The 19402-nt window shown below is 71.2% G+C and carries 16 protein-coding genes and 3 pseudogenes; 15 read left to right on the top strand and 4 right to left on the bottom strand.

Translation table 11 applies throughout. From position 1 onward, the window contains the following. Window positions 1–19 precede the first annotated feature (19 nt). Entirely contained in the window at window positions 20–457 is a 438-nt protein-coding gene (locus N8I84_RS09650; RefSeq protein ID WP_103840725.1) for a cell division protein SepF, read from the bottom strand. A gap of 352 nt (window positions 458–809) precedes the next feature. Between N8I84_RS09650 and N8I84_RS09645 the strand changes: the two are divergent. Continuing rightward, a pseudogene (locus N8I84_RS09645) lies at window positions 810–1936 on the top strand (DUF5685 family protein). 139 nt (window positions 1937–2075) lie between these two features. After that, on the top strand, window positions 2076–3362 hold the full coding sequence (locus N8I84_RS09640) for a nitrate- and nitrite sensing domain-containing protein (RefSeq protein ID WP_263229139.1): 1287 nt from the start codon (window positions 2076–2078) through the stop codon (window positions 3360–3362). Here the strand turns inward: N8I84_RS09640 and N8I84_RS09635 are convergent. Further along, window positions 3322–4278: an ABC transporter substrate-binding protein gene (locus N8I84_RS09635; RefSeq protein WP_263229138.1), complete on the bottom strand. Its 957-nt coding sequence runs from the start codon at window positions 4276–4278 to the stop codon at window positions 3322–3324. The two genes, N8I84_RS09640 and N8I84_RS09635, sit on opposite strands and share 41 nt — an antisense overlap. A gap of 418 nt (window positions 4279–4696) precedes the next feature. Between N8I84_RS09635 and N8I84_RS09630 the strand changes: the two genes are divergently transcribed. The 9 genes and pseudogenes from N8I84_RS09630 to N8I84_RS09590 all read left to right on the top strand — a co-directional run bounded on the left by N8I84_RS09630 (window position 4697) and on the right by N8I84_RS09590 (window position 15778). Beyond that, on the top strand, window positions 4697–5545 hold the full coding sequence (locus tag N8I84_RS09630; RefSeq protein WP_263229137.1) for an amino acid ABC transporter permease: 849 nt from the start codon (window positions 4697–4699) through the stop codon (window positions 5543–5545). After that, window positions 5542–7299, top strand: a complete 1758-nt coding sequence (locus N8I84_RS09625; RefSeq protein ID WP_263229136.1) for an FAD/NAD(P)-binding protein — start codon at window positions 5542–5544, stop codon at window positions 7297–7299. The genes N8I84_RS09630 and N8I84_RS09625 overlap by 4 nt, the downstream gene beginning before the upstream one ends. Window positions 7300–7316: 17 nt before the next feature. Beyond that, window positions 7317–7636 (top strand): annotated as a pseudogene (locus N8I84_RS09620) (LLM class flavin-dependent oxidoreductase); the annotation flags it as partial. A 139-nt stretch (window positions 7637–7775) separates the two neighbouring features. After that, on the top strand, window positions 7776–8558 hold the full coding sequence (locus tag N8I84_RS09615; RefSeq protein ID WP_263229135.1) for a DUF1684 domain-containing protein: 783 nt from the start codon (window positions 7776–7778) through the stop codon (window positions 8556–8558). Between the two features lie 229 nt (window positions 8559–8787). After that, on the top strand, window positions 8788–9693 hold the full coding sequence (locus tag N8I84_RS09610) for a S1 family peptidase (protein ID WP_263229134.1): 906 nt from the start codon (window positions 8788–8790) through the stop codon (window positions 9691–9693). A gap of 174 nt (window positions 9694–9867) precedes the next feature. After that, window positions 9868–10758 (top strand): slipin family protein, encoded by an 891-nt coding sequence (locus N8I84_RS09605; RefSeq protein WP_263229133.1) that lies wholly within the window; start codon window positions 9868–9870, stop codon window positions 10756–10758. Between the two features lie 187 nt (window positions 10759–10945). Continuing rightward, window positions 10946–11116 carry a hypothetical protein gene (locus N8I84_RS09600; protein ID WP_200421433.1) on the top strand — a complete coding sequence of 57 codons (171 nt, stop codon included), beginning with the start codon at window positions 10946–10948 and terminating at the stop codon, window positions 11114–11116. Window positions 11117–11376: 260 nt separating this feature from the next. Further along, window positions 11377–14807 (top strand): annotated as a pseudogene (locus N8I84_RS09595) (DNA polymerase III subunit alpha). Beyond that, complete coding sequence (locus tag N8I84_RS09590; protein ID WP_263229132.1) at window positions 14804–15778, top strand: DNA polymerase Y family protein; 975 nt, start codon at window positions 14804–14806, stop codon at window positions 15776–15778. The pseudogene N8I84_RS09595 and the gene N8I84_RS09590 overlap by 4 nt, the downstream one beginning before the upstream one ends. A gap of 5 nt (window positions 15779–15783) precedes the next feature. Here the strand turns inward: N8I84_RS09590 and N8I84_RS09585 are convergent, their stop codons facing one another. Next, window positions 15784–16158 (bottom strand): cupin domain-containing protein, encoded by a 375-nt coding sequence (locus N8I84_RS09585; RefSeq protein WP_263229131.1) that lies wholly within the window; start codon window positions 16156–16158, stop codon window positions 15784–15786. A 98-nt stretch (window positions 16159–16256) separates the two neighbouring features. On the opposite strand from N8I84_RS09585, the gene N8I84_RS09580 reads away from it, so the two are divergent. From N8I84_RS09580 to N8I84_RS09570, 3 genes are all read left to right on the top strand, one after another. After that, window positions 16257–16703, top strand: a complete 447-nt coding sequence (locus tag N8I84_RS09580) for a MarR family winged helix-turn-helix transcriptional regulator (RefSeq protein WP_263229130.1) — start codon at window positions 16257–16259, stop codon at window positions 16701–16703. Window positions 16704–16895: 192 nt separating this feature from the next. Then, a complete protein-coding gene (locus N8I84_RS09575) occupies window positions 16896–17753 on the top strand; it encodes an esterase/lipase family protein (protein WP_263229129.1) in 858 nt (285 codons plus the stop codon). Window positions 17754–17927: 174 nt separating this feature from the next. Then, window positions 17928–18401 carry a GNAT family N-acetyltransferase gene (locus N8I84_RS09570; protein ID WP_263229128.1) on the top strand — a complete coding sequence of 158 codons (474 nt, stop codon included), beginning with the start codon at window positions 17928–17930 and terminating at the stop codon, window positions 18399–18401. 43 nt (window positions 18402–18444) lie between these two features. On the opposite strand, the gene N8I84_RS09565 is transcribed toward N8I84_RS09570, so the two are convergent. Next, complete coding sequence (locus N8I84_RS09565; RefSeq protein WP_263229127.1) at window positions 18445–18579, bottom strand: hypothetical protein; 135 nt, start codon at window positions 18577–18579, stop codon at window positions 18445–18447. A 172-nt stretch (window positions 18580–18751) separates the two neighbouring features. Here N8I84_RS09565 and N8I84_RS09560 point away from each other — a divergent pair, with 172 nt between their 5' ends. Beyond that, on the top strand, window positions 18752–19378 hold the full coding sequence (locus N8I84_RS09560) for a class I SAM-dependent methyltransferase (protein WP_263234713.1): 627 nt from the start codon (window positions 18752–18754) through the stop codon (window positions 19376–19378). Window positions 19379–19402: the final 24 nt, after the last annotated feature.

Here is a 19402-nt window from a genome sequence, read left to right as displayed (position 1 = left end):
GCCGGTGAGCGGCCCTGCCTCAGCTCTGGTTGAAGAAGCCGTCGCCCTGCCGGCTCGCGGTGTCGCCGCTGACGATCTCCGTGTTCGCCGGGGTCAGCAGGAAGACCCGGCTGGAGACACGGTCGATCGAGCCGCGCAGGCCGAAGATCAGCCCGGCCGCGAAGTCGACCACGCGCTTGGCGTCGCCGGGCTCCATGTTGGTGAGGTTCATGATGACCGGGACCCCGTCCCGGAACAGCTCGCCGATGGCCCGGGCGTCCCGGAAGCTGTCCGGGGTGACCGTGCCGATCCGGCGGCCCTTCTCCTCCGCCGTGTCGGAGGCGACCTTGACGCGCGGGTCGGTCACCCAGGCGTCGCCGTGCTCCTGGTCCTCGGCGTAGTCGTCGTCGTAGTAACGCTCGTCATCGTTGTCGTCGACGAGGCCGAGCCAGGCACTCGCCTTGCGCACCGATCCCATGGACGCCTCCTCTCACAGCGGTCTTTTTCATGCCTTCCGCAACCCCATGGTCGTCCATGATGCGGATGTGGCGCCAAGGGGATAGACGCCGCGCGGGGGTTTCGTGACGGTACTGGTGCACAGCGGATCCGTCGAGAGGCCGTATGCCCCAAGAGTTCAGGCTCAGACGCCTGCTGACTATGAGTGAAATACGATTTGTCGCGGCGTCCGGGTGACGGCGAGTGCGTACGGGTGAACGAGCCGGCGGATAATCTGCCGCAGCTCAACATCGTACGAGCCACGGGGGAGTGTCGTGTTCGGAATGGTCCGGCCCTGTCGTCACCGGATGAGCGAGGGCCTGAGGGCCCAGTGGATGGCGCACTTGTGCGGGCTGTGTCTCGCGCTGCGCCGGGACCACGGGCAGCTCGCACGCATCGTCACCAACTACGACGGTCTGCTGATCTCGGTTCTGACGGAGGCTCAGGCCGACCGGGCCGCCGGGTGGCGGCGCACCGCCGGTCCCTGCCCGCTGCGCGGGATGCGCACCGCGTCCGTCGCGCGGGGCGAGGGGGCACGGCTCGCGGCCGCCGTGTCGCTGGTGCTCGCCTCCGCCAAGGTGCGCGACCACATGGCCGACGGGGACGGGCTGTTGGCGCGCGCGCCGGTGGCGTTCGCCGCGCGCCGGGTGGCCGCGAACTGGGGCAGGGCCGGGGCCCGTACCGGCTCCGACATCGGGTTCGACACCGCTGTGCTGGTGGACGCCGTGGACCGGCAGGTGGGCATCGAGGCGCTCGCCGGGCCCGGCACCCCCTCCTGGCCGTCACCGAACCGACGGAGACCGCAACCGCCGCCGCCTTCGCGCACACGGCGGTCCTCGCCGGGCGCCCCGGCAACGCCGCACCGCTCGCCGAGGCCGGCCGGCTCTTCGGGCGGCTCGCGCACCTGCTGGACGCCGTGGAGGACCGGGAGGCGGACGCCGCGTCGGGCGCCTGGAACCCGCTGACGGCCACGGGCACCTCACTGGAGGAGGCCCGTCGCCTCGCCGAGGACGCGTTGCACGGGATACGTCTCGCGCTGCGGGACGTCGCCTGGGGGTCAGGGGTCTCTCCGGAAGGACACAGCACCGAGGGACGGCTCGCGCACGTCCTGCTCGTCCACGAGCTGCGGCGTTCGGTGGACCGGGCCTTCGGCACCGAGTCCTGCGGGCACGGTCCTCAGGGCGCCTTCGGCCCACCGCGGCAGGACGGTCCGCACACCACGGAGGATCTCTCGAAGCCCGGCAAGCGGGGCTTCCTGGCCGGCTGCGCGGTGGCCGTGGGGCTGTGCTGCACCTGCCAGGCGTGCTGCGCCGACGAGTTCGAGGGACCGTGGTCGCGGAAGAGGCGCGAGGGATGGTGCAACAACTGCGACTGCGACTGTGGCGATTGCGGCGACTGCTGCGAGTGCTGCGGCAACTGCTGTTCCTGCGGCGACGGATGCGACTGCGGCTGCGACTGCTGACGTCCCCTGCCGGAGAGATGGCCCTTACGTAAAACAAGCACATGATCTGGTGACCGGTGCGCCATGGTGATCGTTGGCCGGGGGCAGAACGATTTTCTGCCCCTCCGACCATTCGTCCTCCATATAAGGCACTTCATCAGTGGACGTCACACCCCCCACCACCCGCGCCAGGCTGCTGAGGTTCCTCGTCCTCGCCCTCGCCGTCCTGCTCGCCCTGCTCGGCGCGGCCGCCGCCCAGCAGATCTCCGAACACCGCGTCGCCGCCGCCACCGCCGACCACGCCCGGCTCGAGATCGCCCTTCAGGGGCTCGTCCACGAGTTGCAGAAGGAACGCGGGCTGACCACCGGATACGTCGGCGGCGTACGGCAGTTCGGAGCGAAGCTGCCCGCGCAGCGCAGAGCCACCGACACCGCACGCGCCCGGCTGGTACGAGAGGTGCGGGGCCGTGACGATGCCGCCGCCGCCTCCGTGCGCGCGTCCCTGGGGCGGCTCGACGGGCTCACCGTGATCCGCCGGCACGCCGATGACGGCACCGGCGCCTTCCAGGAGACCTTCGCCTCCTTCAGCACCGGCATCACCGTCCTCGACCGGCTCGAGCTCGGCCTCGACAACGTGTACGACGCCCGGCTCCGCGCCGCCTGCCGGGCGCTCGACGTCCTCGGCGACGCCAAGGAGTCCGCCGACGAGGAGCGCGCCGTCGTCCTGGGCTCGGTACGCGCCGGACGGTTTCGCGGCGACGACTACAACCGCTTCCTGCAACTCCGCGCGGCCAGGCTCGCGGCCCTGGAGAGCTTTCCGCGCTCGGCCACCGCGGCCCAGCGGCGGCGCCTCGACGCCGCGCTCGGCACACCGGAGGCCGAACGCGCCTTCGCCTACGAGAGCGTCGCCGTGCACGCGGACGGCCGCCTCGCCACGGCCGCCATTCCCCCGATGGCCTGGTGGGAGTCCATGACCGCCGCCGACGACGGACTGCGCTCGGTGCAGATCTCGCTCGGCAAGGACGTGGAGGAGCGCGCCGCCGCGCTACAGAGCGCAGCCCAGTGCGATCTGCTGCTGTTCGTGCTGTTCGCGTTCGGCACCGTCGCCGCGCTCGGCCACCTCGCCCTCGACTGCGTCCGGTCCGTCTCGACCCCGCTCGCCGTCCTGGCCCAGCAGGCACTGGAGGTGGCCGCCACTCAGCTGCCGCGCGCCGTCGCCGCCGGGCGGCGCGGTACTTGGGGTGAGCACCCCGGCCCGCCCGCACCGCTCGCGGTGCCCGGCCGGGCCGGGGCCGAGGTGCTCCATGTCGCCGAGGCGTTCGACCGTGTGCAGCGCGTCGCCTTCGACCTCGCCACCGAGCAGGTACTGCCGCGCCCCGCGCCCCTTGGCGAGGGGGCGGAACCCGTCAGTTCTTCAGCTCCGGAGGCGAGATCCGCGACGTGCTGATCGCCGAGTCCGTCGTCCCCCACTTCTTCAGGATCGTCTCGTACGTTCCGTCGGCGATCAGATGGTTCACCGCGGCCCGGAACGCCGCTGTCAGCTTCGTGCCCTTCTTGAAGGCGAAGCCGACGTCGAGGCGGTGGTACTCGTTCAGGAACTTCAGCCCCGGCTGCTGAGCGACCGCGTACCGCAGGCCGTTGATCGTCGACATCACCACATCGCTGCGGCCCTGCTGAAGGGACGACCACAGCGCGCCCGACTCGCTGTACGTCTGCACGCCGTACGCTTTTTTGCCCGCGTCCGTGCAGACGTGCTTGTTCTCCTCCAGGGTCGCCTCGAAGGTCGTCCCCGCGCCGGTCGCCACGTTCAGCCCGCACAGCTGCTTCAGCTCGGTGATCTTCGTGAGGCCGCTGTCCTTGCGGGCGGCGAAGCCCTGGCCGTCGTTGATGTACGTGACGAAGTCGATCGTCTTGCGCCGTTCGTCGGTGACACCGAAGTTGCTCGCACCGAAGTCGTACTTGCCGCTGCCGAGCGCCGGCAGGATCGCCTCGAAGCTCGCCGGTTCCAGCTTCAGTTTGATCCCGAGCGTCTTGGCGACGGCGTTGGAGAAGTCGATGTCCTGCCCGACGAGTGTCTTGCCGTCGTCCAGATAACTGGTGCCCGGCAACTGGCCGGAGACGGCGACCCCGACGGTGAGGTCGTGCACGCCCGCCGGCAGCAGCCTGGCGGCGGGCTCGTACACCTTGACGGCCGACACGACGTCCGTGGCCGGGATCTTCCCGGTGTCGGCCGCGGCCCGGGCATCGGCACCGCCCGAGCCCGACGCGTCGCCGGAACCGCACGCGGTGAGCGACAGAGCTGCCGAGACAGCAAGGGCAAAGGGGGTGAAAAGCCTCGTGCTTGTACGTGTCAACGTACGCATGGGTCAGCGGTCTCCTGAGAGCGGAAGTGACGGCGCGCGAGGGAACGCGAAGGAGGGGAGGCGCGTGTGAAGGCGTGGAAAGCGCGTGGGCGAACGCGAAAGAGGCCCTGCGGATCAGGGCGTACAGGGCGTCAGGCAGTGCAGGGCGTCAGCTCAACAGGAACAGGACCACACACGACCGAAGTCGATGTGGGAGCGGGTGACCAGCCGCTGCTGTGGGCGCATGTGTCAAGTGGAACAAACATCCGTTTCCCCGTCAACCGACTTGAGACGCATGGCTCACAGTGCGGACGGCCTTGACAGTGCGGGGAAACGGCCACGTACGCTCAGGGCACGGCCCTGCTGAGGGGCTCGGCCGTACAGCGCCTGTGTGAAGGCACCCACCCGTGTTCGACTCGACGTATCACGGAGCCTTCGCATGTCCTCCGAGACCCTCGCCAAACCGGCCGCGGCTGCCGAAGAAGCCGCACCCCCGCGTCTCGTCCCGCGGCGCCACCTCGGTCAGTGGGCCGCGGCCCTCGTGGTCCTGGTCCTGCTCGGTTTCGCCCTCTCCTCCATCATGCGCAACGAGGCGTTCCAGTGGGACGTCGTCGGCGCCTACTTCACCTCCACCGCCGTCCTGCGCGGCCTCTGGCTGACCCTCTGGCTGACCGCGGTCGTCATGGGGCTCGGCTTCGCCCTGGGCACCCTGCTCGCCGCGGCCCGGCTGTCCGCCAACCCGGTGCTGAAGAGCGTCAGTTGGGGTTACGTCTGGCTGTTCCGCTCGGTGCCGATCCTGGTGCAGCTGCTGTTCTGGTTCAACATCGGCGCCCTGTACCCGCACATCCTCGGCGTGAAGACCGTGAATCTGTTCGGCCCGGTCACCGTCGCCGTCGTCGGCCTGACGCTGCACGAGGCCGCGTACGCCGCCGAAGTGGTGCGCGGCGGCATCCTCTCCGTCGACCGGGGCCAGATCGAGGCCGCGCAGGCGCTCGGCCTGAGCCGGTGGCAGCGCTGGTGGCGGATCGTGCTCCCGCAGGCGATGCGGTCCATCGTGCCGCCGGCCGCGAACATGCTGATCGGCACCCTCAAGGGCACGTCCATCGTCAGCGTCATCGCCGTCCAGGACCTGCTCTACTCGGCGCAGCTCATCTACCACCGCACCTACCAGGTCATCCCGCTGCTCATGGTGGCCACGCTCTGGTACGTCATCGTCACCTCGGTGCTCAGCGTGGGCCAGTACTACGTGGAGAGGCACTACGCGCGCGGTGCGGAGCGCACACGATGAGCGGTGACCGACCTACGCTGGTGATCGTGGGGGCCGGACCGCGGGGGACCGGTCTCCTGGAGCGGATCGCCGCCAACGTCCCCGCCCTCTACGCCGGTTCCGAGCTGGACGTGCACCTGGTGGACCCGTATCCGCCCGGCGGCGGACGCATCTGGCGCCAGGCGCAGTCGCCGCTGCTGTGGATGAACTCGCACGCCGAGGACGTCACCATGTTCACCGACGAGACGGTGACCATGCAGGGCCCGGTGCGCGAGGGCCCCACCCTGCACGAGTGGGCGGGCGTCGGCGGGCGTCTGTTCGCCGACCGGCAGCGGCAGGGCGCGTACCTGAGCTGGGTCTACGAGCAGACGGTCGCCGCCCTGCCGCCCGGTATCCGCGTCCACCACCACCCCCGCCTCGCCGTCCGGGTCGACGGCCCGCGCGAGGGCCGGCAGCGGGTCTGGCTGGCGGGACGGGCCGAGCCGCTGACCGCCGACATCGTGGTCCTCACGCTCGGCCACCTCGACGCCGAACTCGACGACGAACAGCGCGCTTTGGCGTCGTACGCCCGCACGCACGGCCTCGTCCACCTGCCACCCGACTTCACGGCCGACAGCGACCTGTCACCGCTGAAGGCGGGCGAGCCGGTCCTCGTCCGCGGCTTCGGGCTCGCCTTCGTCGACCTCATGGTGCTGCTCACCGAGGGACGCGGCGGACGGTACGAGGGGGACACCTACGTGCCTTCGGGACGTGAACCGGTCCTGTACGTCGGCTCCCGGCGCGGCGTGCCCTACCACTCCAAGATCGGGTACGACTGGACGGGGGAGAGGCCGCCGCTGCCCCGGTTCTTCGGACCCGCCGAGGTCGACGTGCTGCTCGCGCGCCCCGAGGGCTTCGACTTCCGGCGCGACGTGTGGCCGTCGGTCGAGAAGGAGCTGGGCTTCGCCCACTACCACCGGCTGTTCACCGCCCACCCCGAGCGCACCACGGTCGCCTGGAGGGACTTCGAGGAGAAGTACGCCGTGGCGGACGCGGCCTCGCTGCCCGCACTGGTGTCCGCCGCCGTCCCCGACCCCGCCGACCGCCTCGACCTGCGCGCCCTCGACCGTCCGCTGGACGGGGTGCGCCACGCCTCCCACGACGACCTCCAGAACGGCCTGCGCCGCTACATCGAGGCCGACCTGGACCGGCGTCACGACCCCGCCCACAGTCCGGACCTGGCGGTCTTCCTCGGGCTGCTCTCCGTCTACGGGCAGCTGGTGCGGCTCGGCGACATCGGACCCCGGTGGCACGGCTTCTTCAGCCACCTGGCCTCCGGTCCGCCCGGTCCGCGACTGCGGCAGATGCTCGCGCTGTCCCGCGCGGGCGTGCTGAAGTTCCTCGGCGCGGACATGACCGTCACCGCCGAGGGCGGCGTCTTCCGGGCGTCGAGCGGCACCGTGCCCGGCGCGTTCGTCGAGGCCCGCGCGCTGGTCGAGGCGCGGCTGCCGCACCCCACGGTCGAACGCACCCGCGACCGGCTGCTGCGGGAGCTGTACGCGGACGGCGCGGCCGCCACCGCCGAGGGGCTGCTCGCCGTGGACCCCGCCGACGGGCGCGTCCTGGACCGCTCCGGCCGCCCGCATCCGCGGCGCTTCGCGCTGGGCCCGCACACCGACGCCCGGGGTTCCGGCGCGTTCACCCGGCCCCGCACGGGCGGGCCCGCGTTCCGGCAGAACGACGCGGCGGCACGGGCGGCACTCACCGTCCTGCGCGGCCCGTCCACGACGCCGTGACGCCCCATCAGCCGCAGAACCTCGGCGACGGCGAACACGCGGCCGAACGCGGAGGAGGCGGGGGCGGCCCCCGGCAGACCGCGCACGGCCCCTTCTACCGCGGCGGCCCCGTCGACCTGGCCGAGCTGATCGCCCGCTGGCACACGGCCGGTGCCGTCGACGGCTTCCTCACGCCCGCCGAGCCGCGCCGTGACCTGGAACGGCTCGTCAACGGCACGGTCGCGCTGCTCCAGCACCGCGGCTTGTTCCGCATCTTCTATCCGGGCAGCACCCTCAGGGAGCACCTGGGCCTGCCCCGGCCCGCCACCGGTACGTCGTGACAGGGGGAACGTCATGACGGCGCGTTCTGCGCGACGTTCGCCGGAGGGACGGGTTCCTCCGATCGGGCGCCGCCGATGGGTTCTTCCTCGTACCGCATCCCACCACGCTGCGCCCGCACCCCGGGCGCAGGTGTCCCATATGGAAGGGTTGACCACATGACGACGGACGCATCCGACGAGTGGAAGCAGTGGCACGAGCACCGCACCGCGCAGGTGTCGGAGCCGTACGGGCCGCTCGCGTTGACCGGCACCTACTGGCTGGAGGATTATCCGGACGGTCAAATTCCGGACATTCCCGGGCGGTGGACGGACGACGGTGACGCGGTGGCGCTGACGGCCGGCGAGGCCGACGGACTGACGGTCGACGGAAGGCCCTTCACCGGTGAGGTCCGCCTGGACGCCGATGCCGGACCGGTGGGCGCGGCCCGCGTCGCGGCCGGCGAGCGCCGCCTGGTCGTCCTCGCCCGCGAGGGCGTGTGGGGCGTGCGCGACTACGACCCGGCCGCCCCGGCACGCCGGGACTTCCGGGGCATCGACGCCACGCCCTACGATCCGCGCTGGTCCGTCGAGGGGCACTTCACCCCGTACGGGGAGAGCCGCACCGTACGCGTCGAGAACGCCGACGGACGCCACCGCGGGCTCGGCCTCGGCGGAGTGCTCGCCTTCACCCTCGACGGACAGGACCTGACCCTCCAGGTGTCGGTCGAGGGCGATGGTTCGCTGTGGGCCGTGTTCGCCGACGCCACCAGCGGGGACACCAGTTTCCGCTTCCGGTTCCTGCGACCGCCGGCGCCCGACGCCGAGGGGCGCACGACCGTGGACTTCAACCGCGCGCTGCTGCCGCCCTGTGCCTTCGCGGACCACTTCATCTGCCCCTTCCCACCGCCGGGCAACACGCTGGGCGTCGCGATCGAGGCGGGAGAGCGCGCCCTGCTGTAGAACACGAGCCGTCACAGGGTCGCTGTCAATCCCTTGGAGCCCCAGAGAGGTTAAAGACTGCACGGCCGAAAGGCGCCCTTGCGTCCTTCGGTCAGGCGGCCGAATACTCCCCCACAGCGCTTGTCAGGGGCACGGCGTGTCCGGAATCCGGATGGCACGGCCCCCGGCTGCGACTCACGGGCCCCATCCCCCACGTGGGCCCCCGACTTCCCTTGGAGGGGAACGACAAGTGAGGATCAAGCGCACCAACCCCACGAGCGGCCTCGCGAGACGGACCCGGCTGATCGCCGTGGCCACCGGACTCCTGGCCGCGGCCGCGTTCACGGTCCCCAGCGCGAACGCGAGCAACGCACCGACCTTCAGTGTGAACCAACTCACCAGGGCGAGCGACTCGGTGCTCAAGGCCGATGTCCCGGGCACCGCCTGGGCCGTCGACCCGAAGACGAACCGCGTCGTCGTCACCGTCGACAGCACGGTCTCGAACGCCGAGATCGCGAAGATCAAGCAGGAGGCCGGTGGCAACGCCGAGGCCCTCACGATCAAGCACACCCCGGGCAGGTTCAACAAGCTGATCTCCGGCGGCGACGCCATCTATGCGAGTAGCTGGCGCTGCTCGCTCGGCTTCAACGTGCAGGACAACAGCGGAAACTACTACTTCCTGACCGCCGGTCACTGCACCGACGGCGCGGGAACCTGGTGGTCGAACTCGTCGCACTCCACCACGCTCGGCACCACGGCCGGCTCCAGCTTCCCCGGCAACGACTACGGCATCGTGCGCTACACCAACAGCTCGGTGACCAAGTCGGGCACCGTGGGCAGCGTGGACATCACGAGCGCGGCCACGCCCTCCGTCGGCACCACCGTCTACCGCCGCGGCTCCACGACCGGCATCCACAGCGGCCGCGTCACCGCGCTCAACGCGACGGTCAACTACGGCAACGGTGACATCGTCTACGGCCTCATCCAGACCACGGTGTGCGCCGAGCCCGGCGACTCCGGCGGCCCGCTCTACTCCAACAGCGGCATCGCCTACGGCCTGACCTCCGGTGGCAGCGGCAACTGCACCTCCGGCGGCACGACCTTCTTCCAGCCGGTCACCGAGGCCCTGAGCGCCTACGGCGTCCACGTCTACTGACGCCGAGGACCTCCACGCCGGCACACCCGCACGGCTGACCTGCATCCGGCAGCAGGCGAGCCCCCGCACGCGACCCGCGTGCGGGGGCTCGCCCTTGTCGCGTCCCGGGTCTACCGTCGAGGCAGGCACCAAGCACGCACCTGATGCGCCCACTTCGGACCCTGGGGGGCCGGCATGGTCGAGGAGCTGGTGGCGGCGGGAGCGGCGCTCGCGTCCGCCGGGGCCGTCTATGCGATGGCGGCGGTCCGGGTCGTCAAGCAGTACGAGCGGGGAGTGGTGTTCCGCCTCGGGCGGCTCAGGCCCGAGGTGCGGGGACCCGGACTGACGCTGGTCGTGCCGCTCGTCGACCGGATCCGCCGGGTCAACATGCAGATCGTGACGATGCCGGTGCCCGCGCAGGAGGGCATCACCCGGGACAACGTCACGGTCCGGGTGGACGCCGTGGTGTACTTCCGGGTGACCTCCCCGGCCGACGCGATCGTCCGGGTCGAGGACTACCGGTTCGCCGTCTCGCAGATGGCGCAGACCTCGCTCAGGTCCATCATCGGCAAGAGCGAGCTGGACGACCTGCTCTCCAACCGGGAGAAGCTCAACCAGGGGCTGGAGTTGATGATCGACAGCCCCGCCGTGGAGTGGGGCGTCACCATCGACCGCGTCGACATCAAGGACGTGTCCCTGCCGGAGACCATGAAACGGTCCATGGCCCGGCAGGCCGAGGCCGACCGCGAGCGGCGGGCCCGCGTCATCAACGCCGACGCGGAACTCCAGGCGTCGAAGAAGCTGGCGGAGGCGGCCCAACAGATGGCCGAGACGCCCGCCGCGCTGCAACTGCGGCTGCTGCAGACGGTGGTGGCGGTGGCCGCCGAGAAGAACTCGACGCTGGTCCTGCCCTTCCCGGTGGAGCTGCTGCGGTTCCTGGAGCGGGCACAGCAGCCGGTGGCGGCGGTACCGCAGCAGGCTCCTGCGGCGCCGGAGACGGTCGAGTCATCGGTGCAGGAGCAACTCCCGCCCCCGGTCACCGGCTTGAACCAGAAGCCCCAGGGGGCGAAATCCAGCCAGGACTAGACCTGCTGTCCGCATGGGGACAACCCTGCTGTGCGCAGGGGGTCGGTCAGGCGTGCGCCGACGCACGTCAGCGGAGAGCCGCCGTGCGGTGTCGGCGCTGTCATCGCGCAGGGCTTCCACCAGTGAGCCGTGCGACCTACGATCACCTCTCTCGGATCACTGGGGAGTGATCCGGCAAGGGGGGACGATGGATTTCCTGATCGGCATGGTCCTGATCGTGTTCGGCGCACCGCTTGTCGGGATCGTCGGCCGATGGATCGAGGGCGCCGGCCGCGAGGGCCTGGGCAGGACCATCTCCGTCGGCGGGTACCTGGGGGTGCTCGGCGTCGCGGCGTGGCTGATCATCGGGAGTTTCTGAGCCGCGTTCACGCCGTTGCGGGGCCGCGTTCACGCCGTTGCAGGGGTGGTGTCCCTGTCCCCGTGTGCCCGCGATTCATGGGCGGATGACCGTATGTCCGCAAGCTCGTGCCTGGGGGTATTTTGTTCATGTCTATACAGAAATGTGCGCCCGCAAGGTTGTCGTACGGCAGTTCGAAAATTGGTCTATGGTGGTGCTGAGGGGGATGGGAACGAACGTTCGAGAGTCGTGTGGGTGGCTCACGGGTACGGGAGGTGCGTGTGCCGGGTTTCACGCATCTGCACACCGCCTCCGGGTTCTCCCTGCGGTACGGCGCCTCGCACCCGGAGCGGCTGGCCGAGCGCGCCGGTGAGCTGGGCATGGACGCCCTCGCGCTCACCGACCGGGACACCCTCGCGGGCACGGTCCGGTTCGCACGGGCCTGCGCGGCGGCAGGGATCCGGCCGCTGTTCGGGGCGCAGCTGGCGGTGGCGGAGTACGAGCCCGTACGACGCGAGAGGCGCCGTGCCCCCGTGCGCGGCGGTGCCTTCATCGACGAGTCGACACCCCGCGCGGTCTTCCTCGCCCGGGACGGCGCCCGCGGCTGGGCCGACCTGTGCCGTCTCGTCTCCGCCGCCCATACGCAGGAGGGCACCCCGCTGCTGCCCTGGGCCGACAACCACGCCGACGGCCTGACCGTTCTGCTCGGCCCCGACTCCGACGTGGGCCGTGCCCTCGCCGCCGGACGCCCGGACCGCGCCGCGAAGCTGCTCGCACCCTGGCGCGAGGTCTACGGCGACGCCCTGCGTCTGGAGGCCGTCTGGCACGGCCGCTCCGGAACCGGCCCCGGCTCCCTGCGCCTGGCCGCCCGCACCGTCGGCTTCGCCGCCGAACAGCGCGTCCGGCCCGTGCTCAGCAACGCCGTCCGGTACGCCGACCCCGGCCTCGGCCCGGTCGCCGACGTCCTGGACGCCGCCCGCCGTCTGGTCCCCGTCGACCCCACCAAGGAGCTGGACTCCGGCGAGGCCTGGCTCAAGGACGCGGGCGCCATGTCCGAGATCGCCGAGCGGGTGGTGGAGGCGGCCGGCTTCCGCCGCGACACCGCCCACCGCCTGCTGGAGCAGACCCGGGCCACGGCCGCCGAGTGCCTGGTCGACCCCGAGGACGACCTCGGCATCGGCACCGTCCACTTCCCCGAACCGCATCTCGTCGGCGCCGGCCGCCGCACCGCCCAGCGCGCACTGGCCTCCCGAGCGGCGGCGGGCATGGTGCTGCGCGGCTACGCCGGCCGCCGCGACTACTGGGAGCGGTTGCACGAGGAACTGGACATCATCGCCCACCACGGCTTCGCCTCCTACTTCCTCACCGTCACCCAGGTCGTGGACGACGTGCGGAAGATGGGCATCAGGGTCGCCGCGCGCGGTTCCGGCGCGGGATCCCTCGTCAACCACCTCCTCGGTATCGCGCACGCCGACCCCATCGAGCACGGGCTGCTGATGGAGCGCTTCCTGTCCAAGCGGCGCGTCGCCCTGCCCGACATCGACATCGACGTGGAGTCCGCGCGCCGCCTCGAGGTCTACCGGGCGATCATCGGCCGGTTCGGCACCGAGCGGGTCGCCACGGTCGCGATGCCGGAGACGTACCGCGTGCGGCACGCCATCCGCGATGTCGGCGCCGCCCTGTCCATGGACCCGGCCGAGATCGACCGCATCGCCAAGTCCTTCCCGCACATCCGCGCCCGCGACGCCCGCGCGGCGCTGGAGGAGCTGCCCGAGCTGAAGCGGCTGGCGGGGGAGAAGGAGCGGTACGGCCCGCTGTGGGAGCTGGTCGAGGCGCTCGACGCCCTCCCGCGCGGGGTCGCCATGCACCCGTGCGGGGTCCTGCTCTCCGACGCCTCCCTCCTGTCCCGTACGCCGGTCATGCCGACCAGCGGCGAGGGCTTCCCCATGTCGCAGTTCGACAAGGACGACGTGGAGGAGCTGGGGCTGCTCAAGCTCGATGTGCTCGGGGTGCGGATGCAGTCCGCGATGGCGCACGCGGTCGCGGAGGTGAAGCGGACCTTCGGCAGGCGGATCGACCTGGACTCCCTCGCGCCGGGCGACCCGGCGACGTACCGGCTCATCCGCTCCGCCGAGACCCTGGGTTGCTTCCAGATCGAGTCGCCGGGCCAGCGGGACCTGGTCGGGCGGCTCCAGCCGGCCGGCTTCCACGACCTGGTCGTCGACATCTCCCTGTTCCGGCCGGGGCCGGTCGCGGCCGACATGGTGCGGCCGTTCATCGAGGCGCGGCACGGGCGGGCGCCCGTCCGCTATCCGCACCCCGACCTGGAGGAACCGCTGAAGGAGACGTACGGCGTCGTCGTCTTCCACGAGCAGATCATCCACATCGTCGACATCATGACCGGCTGCGGGCGGGGCGAGGCGGACCAGGTGCGGCGCGGGCTGTCCGACCCTCAGGCGCAGGGGCGGATCCGGGTGTGGTTCGCGCAGCGGGCGGCGGCGAACGGATACGACGCGGAAACGATCCAGCGGACCTGGGAGATCGTCGAGGCCTTCGGTTCCTACGGTTTCTGCAAGGCGCACGCGGTCGCCTTCGCCGTACCGACGTACCAGTCCGCGTGGCTGAAGGCCCATCACCCGGCCGCCTTCTACGCGGGGCTGCTCACCCACGACCCCGGCATGTACCCGAAGCGGCTGCTGCTGGCGGACGCGCGGCGCCGGGGTGTGCCGATCCTGCCGTTGGACGTGAACAAGTCGGGCGCCGCACACCGTATCGAACTGGTGTCTGAATCACCTGATTCCGGCGGGCGTTGGGGCCTCCGTCTCGCCTTCTCCGACGTGCACGGCATCAGCGAGGCCGAGGCCGGGCGGATCGAGGCCGGACAGCCGTACGCCTCCCTCCTCGACTTCTGGGAGCGGGCCCGGCCGAGCCGCCCCCTCGCCCAGCGGCTCGCGCAGGTCGGCGCGTTGGACGCGTTCGGCGCCAACCGCCGCGATCTGCAACTGCACCTGGCCGAGCTGCACCGGGGCTCCCGGGGCGCGGGCGGCGGCCAGCTCCCCTGGCGGGCGGACGCAGGACCGCCCCAGCCGGGCTGCCCGACCTCACCGCCCAGGAGCGGCTCAGCGCCGAGCTGGGCGTGCTGTCCATGGACGCCTCGCGCAACCTGATGGACGACTACCGCACGTTCCTCGACGAGCTGGGCGTGATCTCGGCACGCCGGTTGCGTGAGGCCCGGCACGGCGAGACGGTGCTGGTCGCGGGCGCCAAGGCGGCCACCCAGACCCCGCCGATCCGCTCCGGAAAGCGGGTCATCTTCACCACGCTCGACGACGGCACGGGCCTGGTCGACCTCGCCTTCTTCGACGACTCCCACGACACCTGCGCCCATACCGTCTTCCACTCCTGGCTGCTGCTGGTGCGCGGAGTGGTGCAGCGGCGCGGACCGCGCAGCCTCAGCGTGGTCGGCTCGGCCGCCTGGAACCTCGCCGAGCTGGTCGAACTGCGCGCCGAGGGCGGCCTCGACGTGGTGGCGGAACGGCTGGCGGAGCCCACGGCGCACCGGCCGGACGGCGAGGGGGACGCGGCGGGGGGCCGGCGCATCCGGATGCCCACGGGGTACGAGATGAACCCCTGGGCCGACATGCGTCCCGCAGGCGAGGGCCCGGCGGGCGGAAGGAAGTTGTGGCACCAGAGTCCGGGGAGTGCGGGATGACCATCCTCTGCGTACGTTTCCAGCTGCCCGAGCTGTACGAGGCGGCCCTGCCGGGGCTGCTCGGGCTCCTCGAGGAGTTCACGCCCGTCGTCGAGGCGCTGCCGCCCGACGCCGCGCTCGCCGACCTCGGGGGAGCGGAGCGGTACTTCGGACGGGACGCCGTCGAACTGGCCAGGCTGATCCGCGTACGGGCCATCGCGCACCACGGGGTCGACTGCGTGATCGGGGCCGGGCCGGGGCCGATGCTGGCCCGCATGGCCCTCGGGGAGGCGGCGCCCGGGCAGATCCGGGTGGTGCCCGACGACCCGGACGCCGTCACGGAGTTCCTGGCCGACCGCCCGGTGCGGGCGCTGCCCGGGGTCGGCGGCGCGACCGCCCGCACCCTGTGCGAGTACGGTCTCGACACCATCGGCAGGCTCGCCGCCGCGCCCCTGTCGACGGTGCAGCGGCTCGTCGGCGCCCGGGCCGGCCGCGAACTGCACGAGAAGGCGCACGGTATCGACCGCGGCCGGGTCGTGCCCAACGCCGTCACCCGCTCCCTCGCCACCGAACGCACCTTCCAGCGCGACGAACTGGACCCGGACCGGCACCGCCGCGCCCTGCTGTCCGCCGCCGAGGAACTGGGCGCACGGCTGCGCGCCGTGGAGCGGGTGTGCGGCAGGCTGACCCTCACCGTGCGCTACGCCGACCGCTCCGCGACGACCCGCACCCGCACCCTCGCCGAGCCGACCGCACACTCCGCTGCCCTCACCGCCGAGGCATACCGCATGTACGAGGCGCTCGGCCTGCAGCGCGCCCGCGTCCGTGCGATCGCCCTGCGCACCGAGGACCTGAGCTCCGCCGAACACGCGGCCCACCAGCTCACCTTCGACCCGGTGGACGAGAAGGTCCGCCGCGTCGAGGAGGTCGCGGACCGTGCGCGGGCGAAGTTCGGGCCCCGGGCGGTGATACGGGGATCACTGGCCGCGTAGATCACTCAACTCGCCCACGGGGGTGTGATACGCGTGCCGTCCGCGAGCACCGCCTCCAGGCCGATGGAGGTGGTGACCCAGGAGACGGCGACCTCGTCCGTGGGGTTCTCCACGCCGAAGGTCACGCCGGGATTGATGATCACCGTGTCGCCCGCGGTGATCCGCTCGTCGTGACCGTCGAGCGTGATCAGCAACTCTCCGCTGAGCAGATGGAAGATCTCCTCCCGGTTCACGGTGTGGAGGGGAGCGCGGGTCCCGGCGGGGATCTCGCCGCGCCAGGCACACAGTTCCCTGCTCCCGCTCAGGGGAGTGGCATGCGAGACGAAGCGGGCGCCGTGCATCTCATGGGTGACGGCTTGGGAGGAGCGGACGACGGGCATGGGTGCCTCCAAGCATGTTGGTCAAGCTGCTTGACTATCTGTATCGCTCATATGGTCAACCTGCTTGACCGTCAAGTCAAGGGTGTTTCAATGCTTCCGTGCAGAACTCCGAGGCCATGGCCCTGTCCGCCGCCCTGCTCGCCGTCGCGGGTGAGCTGACGCAACGCATCCACGACGGCGTCACGGCGCGCGGCTTCGACGGGCTGCGGCCGGCGCACGGTTTCGCGTTCGCGCGACTCGCGCCGGACGGGGCGACCGTCACCGAGCTGGCCGCCCATCTCGGGGTGACCAAGCAGGCGGCCAGTCAGCTCGTCGAGGAGATCGTGCGCAAGGGGTACGCCGAGCGGCGGCCGCACCCCGAGGACGCGCGGGCACGGCTGATCGTGCTGACCGAGCGCGGGTGGGCCTGTACGCGGGCCGCCGAGGAGGCTGCGGCGGAGGCCGTGCGGCCATGGGTGGAACTGCTCGGGGAGCGTGAAATCCGTTCCTTGCAGCATCAGTTGCTGCGTATCGCGCCCTATGGGCCGATCAAGCCCGTCTGGTGACGAGTCGCCGCATACGTTCAGGGCATTACCAGGAATCACCGCCGCGGTCAGTTATCACTGAAAGTTTTTACTGACGCGTAACTTCACTTGTCACCTACTCGTTCGTAACTTGACGAGTGAACAGCATCCCGTGATCCGGATCACAGGGCGCAAGGTCGTCGCTTCTCCCCTGAGCCGCAAGGAGATCACCCGATGCTGCCCTGGAAACGCCTGATCAGACCGCTTGCCGCGCTGGCGCTGACCGCCGCGGTCGCCTTCGTCCCCGCCGCCACCGCCGAGGCCGCCGCCCCCAGCACCGGCTGGAACGACTACTCCTGCAAGCCGTCCGCCGCCCACCCCCGCCCGGTCGTCCTCGTCCACGGGACCTTCGCGAACTCGGTCGACAACTGGCTGGCCTTCGCCCCCTACCTGGAGGACCGCGGCTACTGCGTCTTCTCCCTCGACTACGGCCAACTCTCAGGCGTCCCGCTCTTCCACGGCCTCGGCCCCATCGACCAGTCCGCGCAGCAACTGTCCGTCTTCGTCGACGACGTGCGCGCCGCGACCGGCGCCGCCAAGGTCGACATCGTCGGACACTCCCAGGGCGGCATGATGCCCCGCTACTACCTCAAGTTCCTCGGCGGCGCCGCCAAGGTGAACACCCTCGTCGGCATCGCGCCCGACAACCACGGCACCACCCTGGACGGACTCACCAACCTGCTGCCGTACTTCCCCGGCGCGCAGGACCTTCTCTCCGCGACCACGCCCGGGCTCGCCGACCAGGTCGCCGGGTCGGCCTTCCTCACCAAGCTCAACGCGGGAGGCGACACCGTGGCCGGCGTCCACTACACGGTCATCGCCACCAAGTACGACGAGGTGGTCACGCCGTACCGCTCCCAGTTCCTGACCGGATCCGACGTCCACAACGTGCTGTTGCAGGACCTGTGCGGGGTGGACCTCTCGGAGCACGTGATGATCGGGCTGTCCGACCGTATCGCCTTCCACGAGGCGGCCAACGCCCTCGACCCGGCCCACGCCACCGCCACCACCTGCGCGTCGGCGTTCAGCTGAACCGCCGCCGGGGCCTGTCCGGCCTGAGCCGCCGGACAGGTCCCGGAGTGGGGGGCGAACAGCAAGCTAGCCGCAGGAAGCCGTGAAACCGCCTGTTCGGGGCGGGTGGTGGAGATCCTTATGGTCCCGTTAAGCGGGTGCTGAGCCTGCGATCAGGTAAGTACCGTTCCGCCCATGACAGATGCCATGGAAGACGCCGGTACGACCGAGGGGATCAGGCCGGCCCTCGCCGCCGACGTTCCGGCCGTACGGGCCGTGACGGATGCCGCGTACCACCACTACATCGCGCGCATCGGAGTGGTGCCCAAGCCCATGGAGGCGGACCACCCGGACGACGTGGCCGCGGGGCGGGTGTTCGTGACGGGAGAGCCCGTGAACGGCCTTGTGGTGGTGGAGGCGTTCGAGGACCATCTCTTCCTCGACAGCATCGCCGTGCACCCCGGCGCCCAGGGCCGGGGCGTGGGGCGCCGACTGCTCGACTTCGTGGACGCACACGCGCGTGCGCTCGGCCTGCCCGAGGTCAGGCTCTATACGAACGCGCTGATGTGGGAGAACCAGGCGATCTACCCGAAGTACGGGTACGAGGTCGTGGAGCGCCGTGTCGACGGGCCGTACGACCGCGTCCACTACCGCAAGCGGCTGGACTGAGGGGCACTCCAGCAGCAGCGCGTGACGGTCGGAGGCGCCGGGGTCAGCCGTCCGGCCACCAGACGCGGGCGATGTCCTTGCGGACCTCCGGGCGCTCCGTGGGGCGCTCGTCGGCTTCCTCGCGCGTCCGGCGGGAGTCGGTCCTCTTCAGGGGCTTGTGCACGGTCACTCGGCGCATGGCTGCCTCCTTGTGCCTACCGGGTTCCGCGTTCGCGCGGAGGTAGACCCTTTCGGCGAGGGTTCCTCATCGGTCGAGGTATGTCTGTGGCGGCTGTCACGATTCGACTGTCAGTGGCGGCTGTCACCCTGGCGTCATGAACCGAGACATCAACACGGACATGACCAGGAACATGGCCAGGAACAGCGGAGCCCAAACCTTCGCGGGCACCGGACCCGGCGTGGACTGGGACGCCGAGGCCGCGACCTTCGACGCCGAACCGGACCACGGACTGCGCGACCCCGCCGTGCGCGAGGCGTGGGCCGCCCGGTTGGGTACATGGCTGCCGCGGCGGGCCGGCGACGTCCTGGACCTCGGCTGCGGCACCGGCAGCCTGTCACTGCTCGCCTCCGAACAGGGGCACCGGGTGACAGGGGTCGACCTGTCACCGGCCATGGTCGCGCGTGCCCGCGCCAAGCTCGCCGGCCGCGACGCGGTGTTCCTCGTCGGCGACGCGGCGACGCCGCCGGTCGGCGAGCAGCTCTTCGACGCCGTCCTCGTCCGCCATGTGCTGTGGACACTGCCCGACCCCGGCCGCGTACTGCGCCACTGGCGGGGACTGCTGCGCCCGGCCGGCCGCCTGGTGCTGGTGGAGGGCGTGTGGGGGACGGTGAGCCCGGTCGGCATACCCGCCGACCGCCTGACCGCTCTCCTCGCGCCCCTCGTCCGGGACGTACGCCTCGAGCGGCTGTCGGACGACGCCCGGCTGTGGGGGAAGGAGGTGGACGACGAGCGGTATGCGGTGGTGGCGCTCGTCTGACGGCCGGCCCGGTGCGGGGTCAGC

This window comes from Streptomyces cynarae (genome assembly GCF_025642135.1).
Lineage (GTDB): Bacteria > Actinomycetota > Actinomycetes > Streptomycetales > Streptomycetaceae > Streptomyces > Streptomyces cynarae.
This window is presented reverse-complemented; position numbering and strand designations above follow the sequence as displayed.

Excerpts from the sequence above, each read along its gene's own strand:
- N8I84_RS09605 (WP_263229133.1), top strand. The coding sequence starts at position 9,868 with ATGGTCGAGGAGCTGGTGGCGGCGGGAGCGGCGCTCGCGTCCGCCGGG.
- N8I84_RS09635 (WP_263229138.1), bottom strand. The coding sequence starts at position 4,278 with ATGCGTACGTTGACACGTACAAGCACGAGGCTTTTCACCCCCTTTGCC.
- N8I84_RS09625 (WP_263229136.1), top strand. The coding sequence starts at position 5,542 with ATGAGCGGTGACCGACCTACGCTGGTGATCGTGGGGGCCGGACCGCGG.
- N8I84_RS09575 (WP_263229129.1), top strand. The coding sequence starts at position 16,896 with ATGCTGCCCTGGAAACGCCTGATCAGACCGCTTGCCGCGCTGGCGCTG.
- N8I84_RS09600 (WP_200421433.1), top strand. The coding sequence starts at position 10,946 with ATGGATTTCCTGATCGGCATGGTCCTGATCGTGTTCGGCGCACCGCTT.
- N8I84_RS09565 (WP_263229127.1), bottom strand. The coding sequence starts at position 18,579 with ATGCGCCGAGTGACCGTGCACAAGCCCCTGAAGAGGACCGACTCCCGC.
- N8I84_RS09570 (WP_263229128.1), top strand. The coding sequence starts at position 17,928 with ATGACAGATGCCATGGAAGACGCCGGTACGACCGAGGGGATCAGGCCG.
- N8I84_RS09650 (WP_103840725.1), bottom strand. The coding sequence starts at position 457 with ATGGGATCGGTGCGCAAGGCGAGTGCCTGGCTCGGCCTCGTCGACGAC.
- N8I84_RS09590 (WP_263229132.1), top strand. The coding sequence starts at position 14,804 with ATGACCATCCTCTGCGTACGTTTCCAGCTGCCCGAGCTGTACGAGGCG.
- N8I84_RS09630 (WP_263229137.1), top strand. The coding sequence starts at position 4,697 with ATGTCCTCCGAGACCCTCGCCAAACCGGCCGCGGCTGCCGAAGAAGCC.
- N8I84_RS09615 (WP_263229135.1), top strand. The coding sequence starts at position 7,776 with ATGACGACGGACGCATCCGACGAGTGGAAGCAGTGGCACGAGCACCGC.
- N8I84_RS09560 (WP_263234713.1), top strand. The coding sequence starts at position 18,752 with ATGGCCAGGAACAGCGGAGCCCAAACCTTCGCGGGCACCGGACCCGGC.
- N8I84_RS09585 (WP_263229131.1), bottom strand. The coding sequence starts at position 16,158 with ATGCCCGTCGTCCGCTCCTCCCAAGCCGTCACCCATGAGATGCACGGC.